Below are 13,971 nucleotides of genomic sequence, written 5' to 3' on the forward strand. Positions count from 1 at the left end.
CCGCATGCCGGCGCCCCCCCGAGGGTCAGCGGATTTTCTGGATGACCTGGCCGGTCACGCGCGCCAGCGCGGCGCGTGGCACCTTGTCGGGTGCGATCTCGGCCAGCGGCTTGAGCACGAAGGCGCGCTCGCGCATGCGCGGATGCGGCAGGGTCAGCGTGGGGCTCTCGATCACCGAGTTGCCGTGCATCAGCAGATCGAGATCGAGCGTGCGCGGCGCATTGGGAAAGGGCCGCTCACGGCCGGCCAGCGTTTCCAGGCGCTGCAGCGCGATGAGCAGCTGCTCCGCGTCCAGCCCGGTGCGCACGGCCACCACGGCGTTGATGAAATCGGGGCCTTCGGCCTCGACCGGCGCACTGCGGTAGAGCGACGAGCGGGCCGTGACCTGGGTGCGCTGCAGCGCACCGATGGCGGCCATGGCCTCCTTCACGGTCGCCTCGGCATCGCCCAGGTTGGCGCCGATGGCGACGAAGGCCTGCACGGTCGGGTAGTCCTCGCGCGGACCGCGTGGACGCGAAGGCGCGCGGCGTGCGGGCGGTCCACTCTTGCTGCCTGCCGATGGCGGCTTGCTTCCCGCACGCGGCGCGGGCTTGCCCCCTTTTGCGGCCTTGGCAGCCGGGGCGCTCTTCTTGCCGTCCTTCGGCCGGTCGGGCGTGCTCATTCGCCTGCGGCGCTCCCGCCGCCCTCGCTGCCGCCACCACCGCTACCGCCGCCCACGGGGCGCGGCTTGCGCCGGCGCTTGCGCTTGCGCGGCGCGGCGGCTTCGCCGTCCGGCGGCACGGCGTCGGCCTCGATGTCGGGGCCGTCGCCTTCGTCCAACTCGGCGGCGGCTTGCTTCTGGCGCGCCGGCTGCTCGCTGCGCGGCTTGGGCGCAGCGGCCGGATCGCGCAGGCGCACGCGCTGGCGCACCTTCTGTTCTTCGCGGACCTGTTCGAGCAGGTCCTGGCGGCGCAGGTCGTCGGCGGTGCTGAACTCTTGCCACCACTCGGCGATGGCTTCACCGACCTCGCCCACGTCGGCACGCAGGCGCATGAAGTCGAAGGCGGCGCGGAAGCGCGCCTGCTCGACCAGGCTGTAGGGCGTGGAGCCGGTGCGCTTGTCGAAGCGCGGCTGCATCATCCAGATCTCGCGCATGTCGGCGGCCAGCTTGCCGCGGCCGGACACATCGCCGATGCGCGAGTTGAACACGTCGTCGATGGCGTCCTGCAGCGCCGGGAACGGCGGCTGCGGGCGCTGGCCGTGACGGCCTTCCTGGCGCTGGGCCCAGCCGTCGCGCACGTCGGCCCACAGCACGCAGGCCAAGAGGAAGCTGGGCGCCACGGGCTTGCCTTCGCCGACGCGACGGTCGGTGTCCTGCAGGGCGGCCTTCACGAAGGGCTGGTCGGCGCGTTCCACCACCACGTCGAGCAACGGGTAGATGCCGGTGGCGAGCCCCAGCTTGCGCAGCTGCTCGACCGTGGCGATGGCGTGGCCGGTCTGCAACAGCTTGAGCATCTCGTCGAACATGCGGCTTTGCGGCACGTCGGCCAGCAGCTTGCTCGATTCGATGAGCGGCGCGGCGGTCTTGGCTTCCATCTTGAAACCGAGCGCGGCCAGCTTGGCCGAGAAGCGGATGGCGCGAATGATGCGCACCGGGTCTTCGCGGTAGCGCGTGACCGGGTCGCCGATCATGCGCAGCGTGAGCTTCTGGGCGTCCTTGATGCCGTTGTGATAGTCGACCACGACCTGGTTGGCCGGGTCGTAGTACATGGCGTTGACGGTGAAGTCTCGGCGCGCCGCGTCTTCTTCCTGCGGGCCCCAGACGTTGTCGCGCAGCACGCGGCCGCTGGCATCCACCGCGTGCTTCATGCTCGCGAGCTCGCCCTTGCTGGTGCGTTCGTTGCCGGCCACCTGCTCGGCGGCGGCGCTGTCCATATAGGCGCGGAAGGTCGAGACCTCGATCACCTCGTGCTCGCGGCCCCGGCCGTACACCACGTGCACGATGCGAAAGCGCCGGCCAATGATGAAGGCGCGGCGAAACAGCGACTTGACCTGCTCGGGCGTGGCATTGGTGGCCACGTCGAAGTCCTTGGGGCGCAGGCCCAGCAGCAGGTCGCGCACCGCGCCGCCCACCACGTAGGCCTCGTAGCCCGCTTGCTGCAGCGTGGTGACCACGTTCTTCGCGCGTTCGTCGACCAGGGCGGGATCGATCTTGTGAACCTCTGCCGGCACCTCCTGGCGCTTGCCGAAGCGGCTCTTGCCCTGCGTGCCGCCGGCGGACTTGCCGAGCAGCTTGTCGATGAATTTCTTGATCATTGGTTGTTTTTCGAGGAGGAGCAGGCGCTTCTTCTTATCTGTCTATTCGTTTTCGAGCATGGAGCGGATCAGCGGAATGGTGATCGCGCGTTGGGTCTGCAGGGCGTAGCCGTCGAGCTGCGACAGCAGCTCCATCAGGCTGCCCAGGTCGCGGCTGAAGCGGTGCAGCATGAAGTCGAGCACGTCGTCGGACAGCATCACGCCGCGCGCGTCGGCCGCCTGGCGCAGCACCGCGCGGCGTTCGCTTTCGCTCAGCACCTGCAGGTGGAAGACATGGCCCCAGCCGAGGCGGGTGCGCAGGTCTTCGCGCAGCGGCAGGTCGGCCGGCGGCAAGGCGCCGGCGGCGACCACGCCGCGCTGCAGGGTCTGGGCGTTGACAAACCAGTTGAAGGCCGCGTGCTGCTGCACCGCGGTGTAGAGGTGGACGTCGTCGAGCAGGACGGCGCCCCAGCGCTCGTCGAACTCGGGCGGCTCCAGCAGGCCGGCGTGCAGCCAGCCCACGCTGGCGCCCTGCTCGGCCAGTGCGACACGCACGGATTCGAGCAGGTGGGTCTTGCCACTGCCGCTGTCGCCCCAGAGGTAGGTCGGCACCGGCGAGTGCAGCGCGGGGCTGCCGTCGGCGCCGCCCACCCACACTTGCAGGTGTCGCAGCGCCGCCTCGTTGGGGCCGGCAAAAAAGGCGTCGAAGCTGGGGCCCGTCGCAATGCCGATATCGAGCGCGAGCTGTTTCATCCCGGGAAGGTTCATGGAGGGGGCCCGGAGGGCCCTTAAAATCGTGAGGAATTCTATCGGCCCGGCCGCCTCGGTCGCCGGCGCCTCCCCTGCCCGCCCTTCCTCGCTGCTTCGCGAACCTTTTCGCTCCTTCTTCTCGACACCGCCCGCCCATGACCTCCTCCACGCCCACCCCGCTCAGCTACAAGGACGCCGGTGTCGATATCGACGCAGGCGACGCCCTGGTCGACCGCATCAAGCCGCTGGCGAAGAAAACCATGCGCGAAGGCGTGCTGGCCGGCATCGGCGGCTTCGGCGCGCTGTTCGAAGTGCCCAAGCGCTACAAGGAACCCGTGCTGGTCAGCGGCACCGACGGCGTGGGCACCAAGCTCAAGCTGGCCTTCGAATGGAACATGCACGACACGGTCGGCATCGACCTCGTGGCCATGAGCGTCAACGACGTGCTGGTGCAGGGCGCCGAGCCCCTGTTCTTCCTGGATTACTTCGCCTGCGGCAAGCTCGACGTGGACACGGCCGCGGCCGTGGTCGGCGGCATCGCCCGCGGCTGCGAAATCTCGGGTTGCGCCCTCATCGGCGGCGAAACCGCCGAAATGCCCGGCATGTACCCGGCCGGCGAGTACGACCTGGCCGGTTTTGCGGTCGGCGCGGTCGAAAAGTCGAAGATCCTCACGGGCCAGAACGTCAAGCCCGGCGACGTGGTGCTGGGCCTGGCCTCGGCCGGCGTGCATTCCAACGGTTTCAGCCTCGTGCGCAAGGTGATCGAGCGCGCCGGTGCCGACCTGCCCGCCACCCTGGACGGCAAGCCCTTCCGCGAAGCCGTGATGGAGCCCACCCACCTGTACGTCAAGCCCGTGCTCGAAGCGCTGGGCAAGCACCCGATCAAGGCCCTGGCCCACATCACCGGTGGCGGCCTGCTCGAGAACATCCCGCGCGTGCTGCCCGAAGGCACCGCCGCCCACCTGAAGAAGGGCAGCTGGCCGCAGACCGAGCTCTTCGCCTGGCTGCAGAAGGTGGCCGGCATCGACGACATCGAGATGAACCGCACCTTCAACAACGGCATCGGCATGGTCGTGGTGATCGACGCGGCCGAAGCCGCCGCCTGCGCCGCCACGCTGCGCGCCGCCGGTGAATCGGTGCATGAGATCGGCGTGATCGCCGAGCGCGGCGACGGCGCGGCCGTGGTCGTCGCCTGATCGCGCGCCCGTTCTTTTTTCTTTTTCTCACCGCACGCCCCGTTCCCCGGATGGCCACGCCGCTGCCCGACGCCACCCTCGCCGCCCCGCCCCCGGCCGCCGCCTCCCGCCACGTGGTACTGGCCAGCTACCTGCTGATGCTCGCGGGGCTGATGCTCGTGATGTGGCAGCACCTGCTGCCGGGGCTGCTGTGCGTGTGCATCGGCTTCCTGGTCGCACGCTGGTTCGCCCGGCTGCTGGGCGGCTGGCTGTCGCGCCTGAAGCCCCTGCGTTCCGCCGCCGGCAGCCTAGCCCGGGTGGTGGCGGTCACGCTGGTGCTGCTGGGCCCGATCGGCCTGGTCACGCTGGGGTTCTCGCAGGCGCGCGAGTACGTGCTCGATGCGCCCGACCAGTACCGCGAACTGCTCGACTACACGGCCCGCACGGTGCTCGAACTGCGCTCCAAGCTGCCGGCCGACATCGCCGTCTACCTGCCGGAGGGCGCGGCCGAGGTGCAGCGCATCGTCGCCAACTACCTGCGCACGCAGGCCGGCTCGCTCGCCATGGCCGGGCGCGCCTGGCTGGGCGGGCTGCTGTTCGCCTACGTGGGCCTGATCATCGGCGCGCTGGCCGCCGTGGCGCCGGCGCCAGCCCAGCGCCGGCCGCTGGCGCAGCAGATGTTCCAGCGCATCACCACCTTCGGCGAGGCCTTCGGCCAGATCGTCGCGGCACAGTTCTGGATCGCCGCCTTCAACACGCTGCTGACCGCGATCTTCCTGCTGTTCCTGATGCCGCTGTGGGGCCTCGAGCTGCCCTACACGCCCGCGCTCATCACGCTGACCTTCGTGGCGGGGCTGGTGCCGATCGTGGGCAACCTGGTCTGCAACTCGGTGATCACGCTGGTGGCGCTGTCGGTGTCGCCGGTCACGGCCGCGGCCTGCCTGGCCTTCCTGATCCTGATCCACAAGGCCGAGTACGTGATCAACGCCAAGGTGGTCGGCGCGCGCACGCAGATGCGCGTGTGGGAGCTGCTGTCGGTGATGTTCGTGGCCGAAGCGGTGTTCGGCCCCGCCGGACTGGTGGCGGCGCCGCTGTACTACGCGTACCTGAAAAAAGAACTGCACGCAGGCGGCCTGGTCTAGGGCCGGCTGATGTCCTGATCTGATCGGTTCCGGTCCGCATCGGCACGGACGAAGCGCTGGCGGCGTCCAAGAATAGGCGGCATCATCCACTTTGCCTTGCCCGCCGCCGCCATGACCACCTGTCTGATTGTGATCGACGCCCAGGAATCGTTCCGCCACCGCCCCTACTGGAACGCCGCCCTGCTCGCGCCCTACCTCGAGGCCCAGAACGCGCTGATCGCCGGCGCCGTGGCGGCCGGACTGCCGGTGGTGCGCGTCTTTCACATCGATGCGCCGGCATCCCCCGCCAACCCCTTCGCGCTCGAATCGGGCCATGTGCGCCCGATCGAGGGCCTCGCGCCCTTCGAGGCGGCCGCCACCTTCACCAAGCACCGCCACAGCGCGCTGGTCAACAGCGGCCTGGACGTGTGGCTCACGCAGCACGGCATCCGCCGCCTGATCGTGAGCGGCATCCGCACCGAGCAGTGCTGCGAAACCACCACGCGCCACGCCTCGGACCTGGGCTGGGAGGTCGACTACGTGACCGACGCCACCCTCACCTTCGACATGGTGCAGCCCGACGGCCGGCCGCTGTCGGCCGCCGACATCAAGACGCGCACGGCGACCGTGCTGGACGGGCGCTTCGCCACGGTCTGCGGCGTGGCGCAGGCGCTTGAGCGCGCCACGGAAGGCGCGACGACATGACCCCGCTGCGCGTGCGCATCCTGGCCTACGACGGTGTCGAGGCGCTCGATTTCGCCGGCCCCTTCGAGGTCTTCACCACCGCCGCCCGCGTCCACCAGCGCCTGCAGCCGGGAGCGCCCGCGCCGTTCGAGGTCGCCTCGGTCGCCCACGCCCGCGCCGGGGAACCGGTGCAGGCGCGCGCCGGCCTGCGGCTGCTCGCCGACCACTCGCTGGCCGATGCCGCCGCCACCGCCGACGTGCTGGTCGTCCCCGGCGGCGTGGTCGATGCACCCATGGCGAGCCCCGACACCCTGCGCTGGATCGCGCAGTGCGCGGCCGGCGCGCAGCTGGTCGCCTCGGTCTGCACCGGCGTCTTCCTGCTGGCGCAAAGCGGCGTCGTGACGCGCGAGGCGGTCACCACGCACTGGGAAGACCTCGCCGACCTGCGCGCCCAGTTCCCGCAGCTCGACGTGCGCGACGGCGTGCGCTGGGTCGACACCGGCCGCATCGTCAGTTCGGCCGGCATCAGCGCGGGCATCGACATGAGCCTGCACCTGGTCGAACGCCTGGCCGGGCGCGAACTGGCCGAGCGCACCGCGCGCCAGATGGACTACGCATGGACCCGCAACGAGCCCCCCTCCGCGTAGTCTTCGTGCTCCTGCCCGACAGCCTGGTGCTCGACTGGGCCGGGCCGGCCGAGGCGCTGCGCATCGCCAACCAGCGGCTGCGCGCGGCGGGCCAGCCCGAACGTTTTGTCATCGAGTTCGCAGGGCCGCGGCCGAGCATGAGGGGCTCGGTCGGCGTCGCGCTTTCGGGGTTGTCGCCGCTGCCGACGCAATGGGACGGCCCGGGCTGGGTGGTGCTGGTCGGCCTGCCGGGCGACACCATCGCGACCGACACCCCCGAGGCGCAGGACCTGCTGCACTGGCTGCGCGGCCAGCGCTTCACGCGCGGCGGCGTCGAACTGGTCACGGTCTGCGCGGGCGCCCTGCTCGCGGCGCACGCGGGCGCGCTCGCGGGCCGGCGCGTCACCACGCACCACCATCACCTGGATGAGCTGCGCGCCGTGGAACCGCGCTGCGAGGTGGTGAGCAACCGCGTGTTCGTGATCGACCCGCCGGTCTACAGCAGCGCGGGCGTCACGACGGGCATCGACCTGATGCTGCACCGCATCGCCGACACCTGCGGCGAGGCGCTGGCCGCCCAGGTGGCGCAGGCGATGGTGGTCGCGCTGCGGCGCGGCCCGCACGACCCGGAGCTGTCGCCCTTTCTCGCCTACCGCAACCACCTGCACGCCGCGCTGCACCGGGTGCAGGACGCGGTCAGCGAACAACCGCAGGCCGACTGGAGCGTGCCGCGCATGGCCGAGGTCGCCCACACCTCGGCGCGGCATCTGACGCGCCTGTTCGTCGAGCATGCGGGCGTGGCGCCGCTGGCCTACCTGCGCCGGCTGCGGCTGGCCGCCGCGCAACTGGCGCTGGCCTCGGGCGCCAGCGTGACGCGGGCGGCCGAGCTGTCGGGCTTCGGGTCGGACACGCAGCTGCGCCGCGCGTGGCACCAGTTCGGGTTGCCGGGCTCGCCTTCCGCGGGCTCATCGGCGCCCGTCCGCTAAGGCTTGTCGCCGCAGGCCTCGGCGCGCGCCCGCAGCAGCGCCTGCTCGCGCGTGTTGCGCGTGAGCGAGGCGGCGCGCTGGAACTCCCGGCGCGCCTCGTCGCGGCGGCCCAGCTTGAAGAGCAGGTCGCCGCGCACGGTCGGCAGCAGGTGGTAGCCCTTCAGCGCGGGCTCGTCCTGCAGCGCATCGACCACCTCCAGCCCGGCCGCCGGCCCGAAGGCCATCGACAGCGCGACCGCGCGGTTCAGCTCGACGATGGGCGACGGCGACAGCGCGGCCAGCGCGTCGTACAGCGCCGCGATGCGGGCCCAGTCGGTCTCGTCCGCGGTGCGCGCGCGGGCGTGGCAGGCGGCGATGGCGGCCTGCAGCGCGTAGGAGCCGAGCGCGCCGCCCAGCGCTTCGGCGCGCGCCAGCGCCGCCAGGCCGCGGCGGATCAGCATCGGGTCCCAGCGCGCGCGGTTCTGGTCGAGCAGCAGCACCGGCTCGCCCGAGGCGCCCACGCGCGCGGCGGTGCGCGAGGCCTGGATTTCCATCAGCGCGACCAGCCCGTGCACCTCGGCCTCGCCGGGCACCAGCTCGGCCACGATGCGGCCCAGGCGCAGCGCTTCGTCGCACAGCGCGGGGCGCATCCAGTCGTCGCCGGCGGTGGCCGAATAGCCTTCGTTGAAGATCAGGTAGAGCACCTCGAGCACCGAGGCCAGCCGGGCTTCGAGCTCGTGGCGGCGCGGCACCTCGAAGGGCACGCGCGCCTCGGCCAGCGTGCGCTTGGCACGCACGATGCGCTGCGCCACGGTGGCCTCGGGCACGAGAAAGGCGCGCGCGATCTCGTCGGTCGTGAGGCCACCCATCAGCCGCAGCGTGAGCGCCACGCGCGCCTCGGTCGAGAGCACCGGATGGCAGGCGGTGAACACCAGGCGCAGCAGGTCGTCGCCGATGTCGTCGTCGAGCGCCGCATCCACCGCCTGCGCGAAATCGGCCTGGGCCATGGCGTGCAGCGCGTCGAGCTCGCGGCCGATCTCGGGCGCCTTGCGCTCGGCCAGCTGCACGTGGCGCAGGCGGTCGAGGGCGCGGTGCTTGGCCACCTGCGTGAGCCAGGCGGCGGGGTTGTCGGGCACGCCGTCGACGGGCCACTGCTCGAGCGCGGCCACCAGCGCGTCCTGCGCCAGCTCTTCGGCCAGGCCCACGTCGCGCACCTTGCGCGCGAGCGCGGCGATGATCTTCGCGGACTCGATGCGCCAGACCGCCTCGATGGCGCGGTGGATGGCGGCGGTGTCTGGTCCGCTGCTCATGCGGCCTCGCTGCGGCCCGGCGGGCCGGATAGCATGCGGCCATGACACCACGCCTCGTCTTGTGGAGCCTGGGTTTCGCGTTCGGCCTCGCCTGCGGCGGCGCCCGGGCGGACGACCTCGCCGTGGAACGCAACAGCCTGGGCATGGCCTTCGTGCGATTGCCGGCCGGCGAATTCCTCATGGGCAGCGACGAGGCGCCCGAGGCGCTGGCACGCGACTACCCCCAACTGCCCAAGGAGCGCTTCACCCAGCTGGCCGACGAAGGGCCGGTGCACAAGGTGCGCATCACGCGGGCGTTCTGGATGGGCCGGCACGAGGTGACGGTGGGCCAGTTCCGGCGCTTTCTCGAAGCCTCGGGCCACGTGCCCGAATCGGTGGCCGACGGCACCGGCGGCTACGGCTGGCGCGCCGACTACGACCCCGCCACCACGCGGCGCGGCGACGCCTTCGAGGGCCGCGACCCGCGCTACTCGTGGCGCAACCCGGGCTTCGCGCAGGGCGACGACCACCCGGTCGTCAACGTGAGCTGGAACGACGCGCAGGCGCTGGCCGCCTGGCTGAGCAAGACGGAGGGCCGGCGCTACCGCCTGCCGACCGAGGCCGAGTGGGAGTACGCCTGCCGCGCCGGCACGCGCACGCGCTACAGCACGGGGAACGATCCGGCCACGCTGCTGCGCGGGGCCAATGTGTTCGACACGCGCAGCGCCGCCCACTGGCCGCGCTGGCGCGCGATGGCGCTCGCGGGCGACGATGGCTTTGCCTTCACCGCCCCGGTCGGCAGCTTCGCGCCGAACGCCTGGGGCCTCTACGACATGCACGGCAATGCGTGGGAGTGGGTGGCCGACTGGCATGGCGACGAATACTACGCGCGCTCACCGGTCGACGACCCCCAGGGCCCGGCCACGGGCACCGTGCGCGTGCGCCGCGGCGGCTCCTGGCACACCTGGGCTTTCTATGCCCGCTCTTCGTACCGCAACTGGAATGCGCCGGACACGCGCTACACGCTGGTGGGCATCCGGCTGGTGCGGGACGACTAGGGTCGACTCACTTCTTCAGGGTCTGCTGCATCGACGTGAACTCGCTCGCCACGTCCTGCACCTCGGGCGAGAAGTCCTCCATCTCCTGTACCTGGCGGATCTCGATGACCTCGTCTTCGCTGCCCGGGCAGCGGCTCGCCCATTCGATGGCCTCGGCGCGCGAGGCGACATCGATCAGCCAGTAGCCGCCCAGCACTTCCTTGGCCTCGGCGAAGGGACCGTCGACAACCTTCGGCTTGCCGCCCGGAAAGCTCACGCGCGCACCCATCGACGGCGGGTGCAGGCCCTCGCAGCCGATCAGCACGCCGGCCTTCTGCAGGGACTCGTTGAAGGCCATCATCGACCCCACGCGTTCGACGTCGTCGGGCACGGTGCCGGGCGCCGCGCTTTCGTAGCCATGGGGAATCATCAGCAGCATGAATCGCATGATCGTTTCTCCTTCGAGGAATGGATGAGGTTCAGCGGCCGGCCTTGGCAGCCGACTCGGCGCGCAGGCGGTCTTCCTGGGCCAGCAGCTCGGGCGTCATGGCGTCGCCGAAATCGGTGGCTTCGAAGACCTGGCGGATCTCGATCTCGCCTTCCTGGAACGGGCTGCGCTTGATCCACTCGATGGCCTCTTCCTTCGACTTGACCTGCAGCAGCCAGAAGCCCGCGAGCAGCTCCTTGGTCTCGGTGAAGGGGCCGTCGATGACGGTGCGCTTCTTGCCTTCGCAGCGCACACGCGCGCCCTTGGACGACGGGTGCAGCCCCTCGCCCGCCAGCAGCACGCCGGCCTTGACCAGTTCCTCGTTGAACCGGCCCATCTCGGTGAGGATTTCGGTGCTCGGCATCACGCCGGCTTCGGAATCCTTGCTCGCCTTGACCAGAACCATGAATCGCATGTCGTTTCTCCTGAAAATGGGTGGGGATCGGGAGACGCCGGAATCTGCGTGCTCCTGTTCACACGTCGCGCGAGCGGGCCACGGATCGACACGGCCGCATCGATCTGCTTGTAATTTTGTGTTTCAGAGATAGCCGCAGAACCGCAGCACGTGGCCGTCGGGTTCGCGGATCGCGAATTCGCGCAGGCCCCAGGGCTGGGACGTGGGCGGCTCGATGATGGTCACGCCGCGCTTCACATAGGCGGCATGCAGGCCGTCGATGTCCTTGCCGACGTGGATCACGATCTCGCCGCGCCAGGGCCGGGCTTCGCGGCTGCCGCATTGCCACAGGCGCAGGTACACCGGGTCGCCATAGCTGCGGTCGCCCTTCATCACGCGGGCGTAGCTGGGCGGCTCGCCGGCGATGAAGTCGATCTCGAACCCCAGCACCTCGGAAAACCAGCGCGCGGCGCGCGAGACGTCGGACACCGGCAGCACCGGCTGCACGCCGTGGAATTCGTGCAGCGTGCCCAGGTCGGGCGCCGCGCTCACGCCGGTGCGGGTGTCGGTCATGGCGTTGGGGCGGTCAGTTGGCCAGGCGCCGCAGCAGCGCCACGCGCTCGGCGATCGCGTCGATGTCGAGCGCGTCTTCGGCGTTGGCGAGGTAGGTTTCGAGGTCGCGCACGGCCAGCGCCGCATGGCCCTGCTCGGCATGCGCCACGCCGCGGTCGCGGTGCTCGCCCCAGGCGGTGGGCAAGAGGGCAATGAGGCGGTTCTGCACCGCGATGTAGCGCGGCCAGTCTTCCTGGGCGTGGTGCACTTCCTTCAGGTTGCGCAGCATGCGCGCGATGATCTCGCGCGGGCTCGCGGGCTGCAGGTACAGGCCCAGCGGCACGTCGAATTCGCCGACCAGCCCGTTGCCGCGCTTGTAGGGCTCGAGCCGCTCGCCCAGCTCTTCGCGCGAGAGCGACTTGCCGGTGAACGGATCGATCACGACCTGCCCCTTGGGCAGCGTGACCTTGACCATGAAATGCCCCGGGAAGCTGATGCCGCGCGTCTGCAGGCCCAGGCCCTGGGCCAGCTCCATCCACAGCACGGCCAGCGAGATCGGAATGCCGCGGCGGGTGCGCAGCACGGCGTTCAGGTAGCTGTTGTCGGGGTCGTAGTAGTCGTTGACGTTGCCGCCGAAATTCAGGTCGCTGAAGAAGAACTGGTTCAGCGCGCGCAGCCGGGCCAGCGGCGCGGCGTCGGCCGGCAGGCGGCGCTTGAGGCGCGCGAGCAGCTGGTCGACGTCGCCCAGCACCTGCTGCACGTCGAGTTCGGGGTATTCGTCCTGCGCGATGCTGGCGGCCGCTTCGAGCAGCGGAAAGTGGTCATCGCTGCCGACCAGCGACTCGAAATATTCCAGTGCCGTGGGAACCTGGTAGCTGAACGTCATATGGCTTTGTAGAGGAGCCCGCAGGGAGCGTCAAGGCAGTGTTTTCCGGCTCGCCAACGGCGCTTCAGCGGCGCATGAAACTGCGCAGGCGCACGCCCGCGGCGGTGAGCACGGCGAAATAGAGCAGCGCGGCGCCGGCGATGAGCGCGGCCAGCAGGCCGATGCGGTGCAGGCGCTGCGCGCGCAGGCCGACCCAGTCGAAATAATGCGCGCCCCAGGCCAGCAGGGCCGCCAGCACCACGGTGCCCAACAGCACCTGCAGCGCGAACTTGCCCCAGCCGGGCTCGGGGGTGTAGCTGCCGCGCCGGATCAGGCCGATCAGCAGCCACAGCGCATTGACCAGCGCACCGATGCCGATGGTCAGCGTCAGCGCCGCGTGCTGCAGCAGCGGCACCAGGAAGAAGTTGAGCACCTGCGTGAACACCAGCACCGTCACGGCGATCAGCATGGGCGTGCGGGTGTCGTGCTTGGCGTAGTAGCCGGGCGCGAGCACCTTCACGGCCACGAGGCCGACCAGCCCCACGCCGTAGCCCATGAGCGCCACGGTGGTGCGGCCCACGTCCTCGCCGGTGTAAGCGCCGTTGTGGAACAGCACCGCCACGAGCGGCTTGGCGAACAGCAGCAGCGCCACGGCGCACGGCGCCGCCAGCAGCACCACGAGGCGCAGGCCCCAGTCGAGCAGCGAGGAGTAGCGCGCGTCGTCCTTGGCGGCGCGGGCGCCCGCGAGCTGCGGCATCAGCACCACGCCCAGCGCCACGCCGAGCATGGCGGTGGGGAATTCCATCAGCCGGTCGGCGTTGGTGACCCAGGTCACGCTGCCGGTGGCCAGGTGCGAGGCGATCTGCGTGTTGATGAGCAGCGAGATCTGCGCCACGCTCACGCCCAGCAGCGCCGGCAGCATGAGCTTCATGACCTTGCGGGTGGTCGGATCGGTCCACGCGGCGCGCAGCGCCTTGAAGCTGGCGCCGATGCGCGGCAGGAGCCCCAATGCGCGCAGCGCCGGGATCTGCAGGGCCAGCTGCAGCACGCCGCCGACCATCACGCCCACGCACTGGGCGTAGATCGGCTCGATGCCATAGCGGCGAAACAGCGGCGCGCCGATGGAGATCGACAGGATCAGCGCGATGTTGAGCAGCACCGGCGACGCCGCCGGCACGGCGAACTTGCGCCAGGTGTTGAGGATGCCGCCCGCCAGCGCCACCAGCGACATGAAGCCGATGTAGGGGAACATCCAGCGTGTCATGACCACGGCGGCGTCGAAGCCCTGCAGGCCGCTGGCCATGGCCCAGACCAGCAGCGGCGCGCCGGCCACGCCGGCCACGCACAGCACCACCAGGGCCCAGGTCAGCAGCGTGGCGACGTGGTCGACCAGCTCCCGGGCGCCCTCCTGCCCCGCCTCGGTCTTGCGCGCGGCCAGCACCGGCACGAAGGCCTGGCTGAAGGCGCCTTCGCCGAACACGCGGCGAAACAGGTTGGGGATGCGAAAGGCGACGTTGAAGGCGTCGGTGAGCGCGCTGACGCCGAACACCGAGGCAAACAGCACGTCGCGCACGAGGCCCGTGATCCGCGAAGCGAGGGTCAGCAGGGAGACGGTGGAGGCGGATTTGAACAGGGACACGGGGGCGAGTGTAGGGCTGCGAAAGGTGGCAAAAGCAGGCAATTCGGCAAAAACCGGAACCCGGCCTATAATGGAGGGCTTTGCTGCATCATCCTCAGACACCTAAGGAACAC

General features: G+C 70.5%; 15 protein-coding genes. 6 read left to right on the forward strand and 9 right to left on the reverse strand.

All coding sequences use genetic code 11. The features are described from left to right. Positions 1-25 precede the first annotated feature (25 nt). From folK to hda, 3 genes are read right to left on the reverse strand one after another with little or no spacing between them, the layout of a single operon-like run. A complete protein-coding gene (gene folK / locus AC57B8_RS07250; RefSeq protein ID WP_496479091.1) occupies positions 26-661 on the reverse strand; it encodes a 2-amino-4-hydroxy-6-hydroxymethyldihydropteridine diphosphokinase in 636 nt (211 codons plus the stop codon). Then, complete coding sequence (pcnB, locus tag AC57B8_RS07255; RefSeq protein ID WP_496479092.1) at positions 658-2,295, reverse strand: polynucleotide adenylyltransferase PcnB; 1,638 nt, start codon at positions 2,293-2,295, stop codon at positions 658-660. The genes folK and pcnB overlap by 4 nt, the downstream gene beginning before the upstream one ends. Before the next feature lie 42 nt (positions 2,296-2,337). Beyond that, positions 2,338-3,027 carry a DnaA regulatory inactivator Hda gene (hda, locus tag AC57B8_RS07260; RefSeq protein ID WP_056571899.1) on the reverse strand — a complete coding sequence of 230 codons (690 nt, stop codon included), beginning with the start codon at positions 3,025-3,027 and terminating at the stop codon, positions 2,338-2,340. Positions 3,028-3,179: 152 nt separating this feature from the next. Between hda and purM the strand changes: the two genes are divergently transcribed. The 5 genes from purM to AC57B8_RS07285 all read left to right on the forward strand — a co-directional run bounded on the left by purM (position 3,180) and on the right by AC57B8_RS07285 (position 7,616). After that, positions 3,180-4,220: a phosphoribosylformylglycinamidine cyclo-ligase gene (purM, locus tag AC57B8_RS07265; protein WP_062475090.1), complete on the forward strand. Its 1,041-nt coding sequence runs from the start codon at positions 3,180-3,182 to the stop codon at positions 4,218-4,220. A 50-nt stretch (positions 4,221-4,270) separates the two neighbouring features. Then, positions 4,271-5,341: an AI-2E family transporter gene (locus AC57B8_RS07270; RefSeq protein WP_496479093.1), complete on the forward strand. Its 1,071-nt coding sequence runs from the start codon at positions 4,271-4,273 to the stop codon at positions 5,339-5,341. A gap of 111 nt (positions 5,342-5,452) precedes the next feature. Then, on the forward strand, positions 5,453-6,025 hold the full coding sequence (locus AC57B8_RS07275; protein ID WP_496479094.1) for an isochorismatase family protein: 573 nt from the start codon (positions 5,453-5,455) through the stop codon (positions 6,023-6,025). After that, positions 6,022-6,651 carry a DJ-1/PfpI family protein gene (locus tag AC57B8_RS07280; protein WP_496479095.1) on the forward strand — a complete coding sequence of 210 codons (630 nt, stop codon included), beginning with the start codon at positions 6,022-6,024 and terminating at the stop codon, positions 6,649-6,651. Before AC57B8_RS07275 ends, AC57B8_RS07280 begins: the two co-directional genes overlap by 4 nt. After that, entirely contained in the window at positions 6,621-7,616 is a 996-nt protein-coding gene (locus AC57B8_RS07285) for a GlxA family transcriptional regulator (protein WP_496479096.1), read from the forward strand. The genes AC57B8_RS07280 and AC57B8_RS07285 overlap by 31 nt, the downstream gene beginning before the upstream one ends. On the opposite strand, the gene AC57B8_RS07290 is transcribed toward AC57B8_RS07285, so the two are convergent. Further along, positions 7,613-8,905: an RNA polymerase sigma factor gene (locus AC57B8_RS07290; RefSeq protein WP_496479097.1), complete on the reverse strand. Its 1,293-nt coding sequence runs from the start codon at positions 8,903-8,905 to the stop codon at positions 7,613-7,615. The genes AC57B8_RS07285 and AC57B8_RS07290 overlap by 4 nt on opposite strands. A gap of 143 nt (positions 8,906-9,048) precedes the next feature. Here AC57B8_RS07290 and AC57B8_RS07295 point away from each other — a divergent pair, with 143 nt between their 5' ends. Next, a complete protein-coding gene (locus AC57B8_RS07295) occupies positions 9,049-9,942 on the forward strand; it encodes a formylglycine-generating enzyme family protein (protein WP_496479117.1) in 894 nt (297 codons plus the stop codon). 7 nt (positions 9,943-9,949) lie between these two features. Here the strand turns inward: AC57B8_RS07295 and AC57B8_RS07300 are convergent, their stop codons facing one another. From AC57B8_RS07300 to murJ, 5 genes are all read right to left on the reverse strand, one after another. After that, complete coding sequence (locus AC57B8_RS07300; protein ID WP_159275680.1) at positions 9,950-10,369, reverse strand: YciI family protein; 420 nt, start codon at positions 10,367-10,369, stop codon at positions 9,950-9,952. A gap of 31 nt (positions 10,370-10,400) precedes the next feature. Then, the gene (locus tag AC57B8_RS07305; protein WP_139706500.1) at positions 10,401-10,823 is read right to left on the reverse strand and encodes a YciI family protein; all 423 of its coding nucleotides are present in this window, start codon (positions 10,821-10,823) and stop codon (positions 10,401-10,403) included. 123 nt (positions 10,824-10,946) lie between these two features. After that, positions 10,947-11,375: a bleomycin resistance protein gene (locus AC57B8_RS07310; protein WP_056571928.1), complete on the reverse strand. Its 429-nt coding sequence runs from the start codon at positions 11,373-11,375 to the stop codon at positions 10,947-10,949. Between the two features lie 13 nt (positions 11,376-11,388). Further along, positions 11,389-12,240 carry a SirB1 family protein gene (locus tag AC57B8_RS07315; protein WP_062477211.1) on the reverse strand — a complete coding sequence of 284 codons (852 nt, stop codon included), beginning with the start codon at positions 12,238-12,240 and terminating at the stop codon, positions 11,389-11,391. Between the two features lie 64 nt (positions 12,241-12,304). Continuing rightward, positions 12,305-13,858 carry a murein biosynthesis integral membrane protein MurJ gene (gene murJ, locus AC57B8_RS07320; RefSeq protein WP_070062311.1) on the reverse strand — a complete coding sequence of 518 codons (1,554 nt, stop codon included), beginning with the start codon at positions 13,856-13,858 and terminating at the stop codon, positions 12,305-12,307. Positions 13,859-13,971 lie beyond the last annotated feature (113 nt).

Source organism: Variovorax sp. BGA-UO-ETr-C22, from assembly GCF_059567965.1.

Coding starts and splice junctions, on each gene's coding strand:
- folK (WP_496479091.1), bottom strand. CDS start 661: ATGAGCACGCCCGACCGGCCGAAGGACGGCAAGAAGAGCGCCCCGGCT.
- AC57B8_RS07315 (WP_062477211.1), bottom strand. CDS start 12,240: ATGACGTTCAGCTACCAGGTTCCCACGGCACTGGAATATTTCGAGTCG.
- pcnB (WP_496479092.1), bottom strand. CDS start 2,295: ATGATCAAGAAATTCATCGACAAGCTGCTCGGCAAGTCCGCCGGCGGC.
- AC57B8_RS07290 (WP_496479097.1), bottom strand. CDS start 8,905: ATGAGCAGCGGACCAGACACCGCCGCCATCCACCGCGCCATCGAGGCG.
- AC57B8_RS07280 (WP_496479095.1), top strand. CDS start 6,022: ATGACCCCGCTGCGCGTGCGCATCCTGGCCTACGACGGTGTCGAGGCG.
- purM (WP_062475090.1), top strand. CDS start 3,180: ATGACCTCCTCCACGCCCACCCCGCTCAGCTACAAGGACGCCGGTGTC.
- AC57B8_RS07305 (WP_139706500.1), bottom strand. CDS start 10,823: ATGCGATTCATGGTTCTGGTCAAGGCGAGCAAGGATTCCGAAGCCGGC.
- AC57B8_RS07295 (WP_496479117.1), top strand. CDS start 9,049: ATGGCCTTCGTGCGATTGCCGGCCGGCGAATTCCTCATGGGCAGCGAC.
- AC57B8_RS07310 (WP_056571928.1), bottom strand. CDS start 11,375: ATGACCGACACCCGCACCGGCGTGAGCGCGGCGCCCGACCTGGGCACG.
- AC57B8_RS07285 (WP_496479096.1), top strand. CDS start 6,621: ATGGACCCGCAACGAGCCCCCCTCCGCGTAGTCTTCGTGCTCCTGCCC.
- AC57B8_RS07300 (WP_159275680.1), bottom strand. CDS start 10,369: ATGCGATTCATGCTGCTGATGATTCCCCATGGCTACGAAAGCGCGGCG.
- AC57B8_RS07270 (WP_496479093.1), top strand. CDS start 4,271: ATGGCCACGCCGCTGCCCGACGCCACCCTCGCCGCCCCGCCCCCGGCC.
- hda (WP_056571899.1), bottom strand. CDS start 3,027: ATGAAACAGCTCGCGCTCGATATCGGCATTGCGACGGGCCCCAGCTTC.
- AC57B8_RS07275 (WP_496479094.1), top strand. CDS start 5,453: ATGACCACCTGTCTGATTGTGATCGACGCCCAGGAATCGTTCCGCCAC.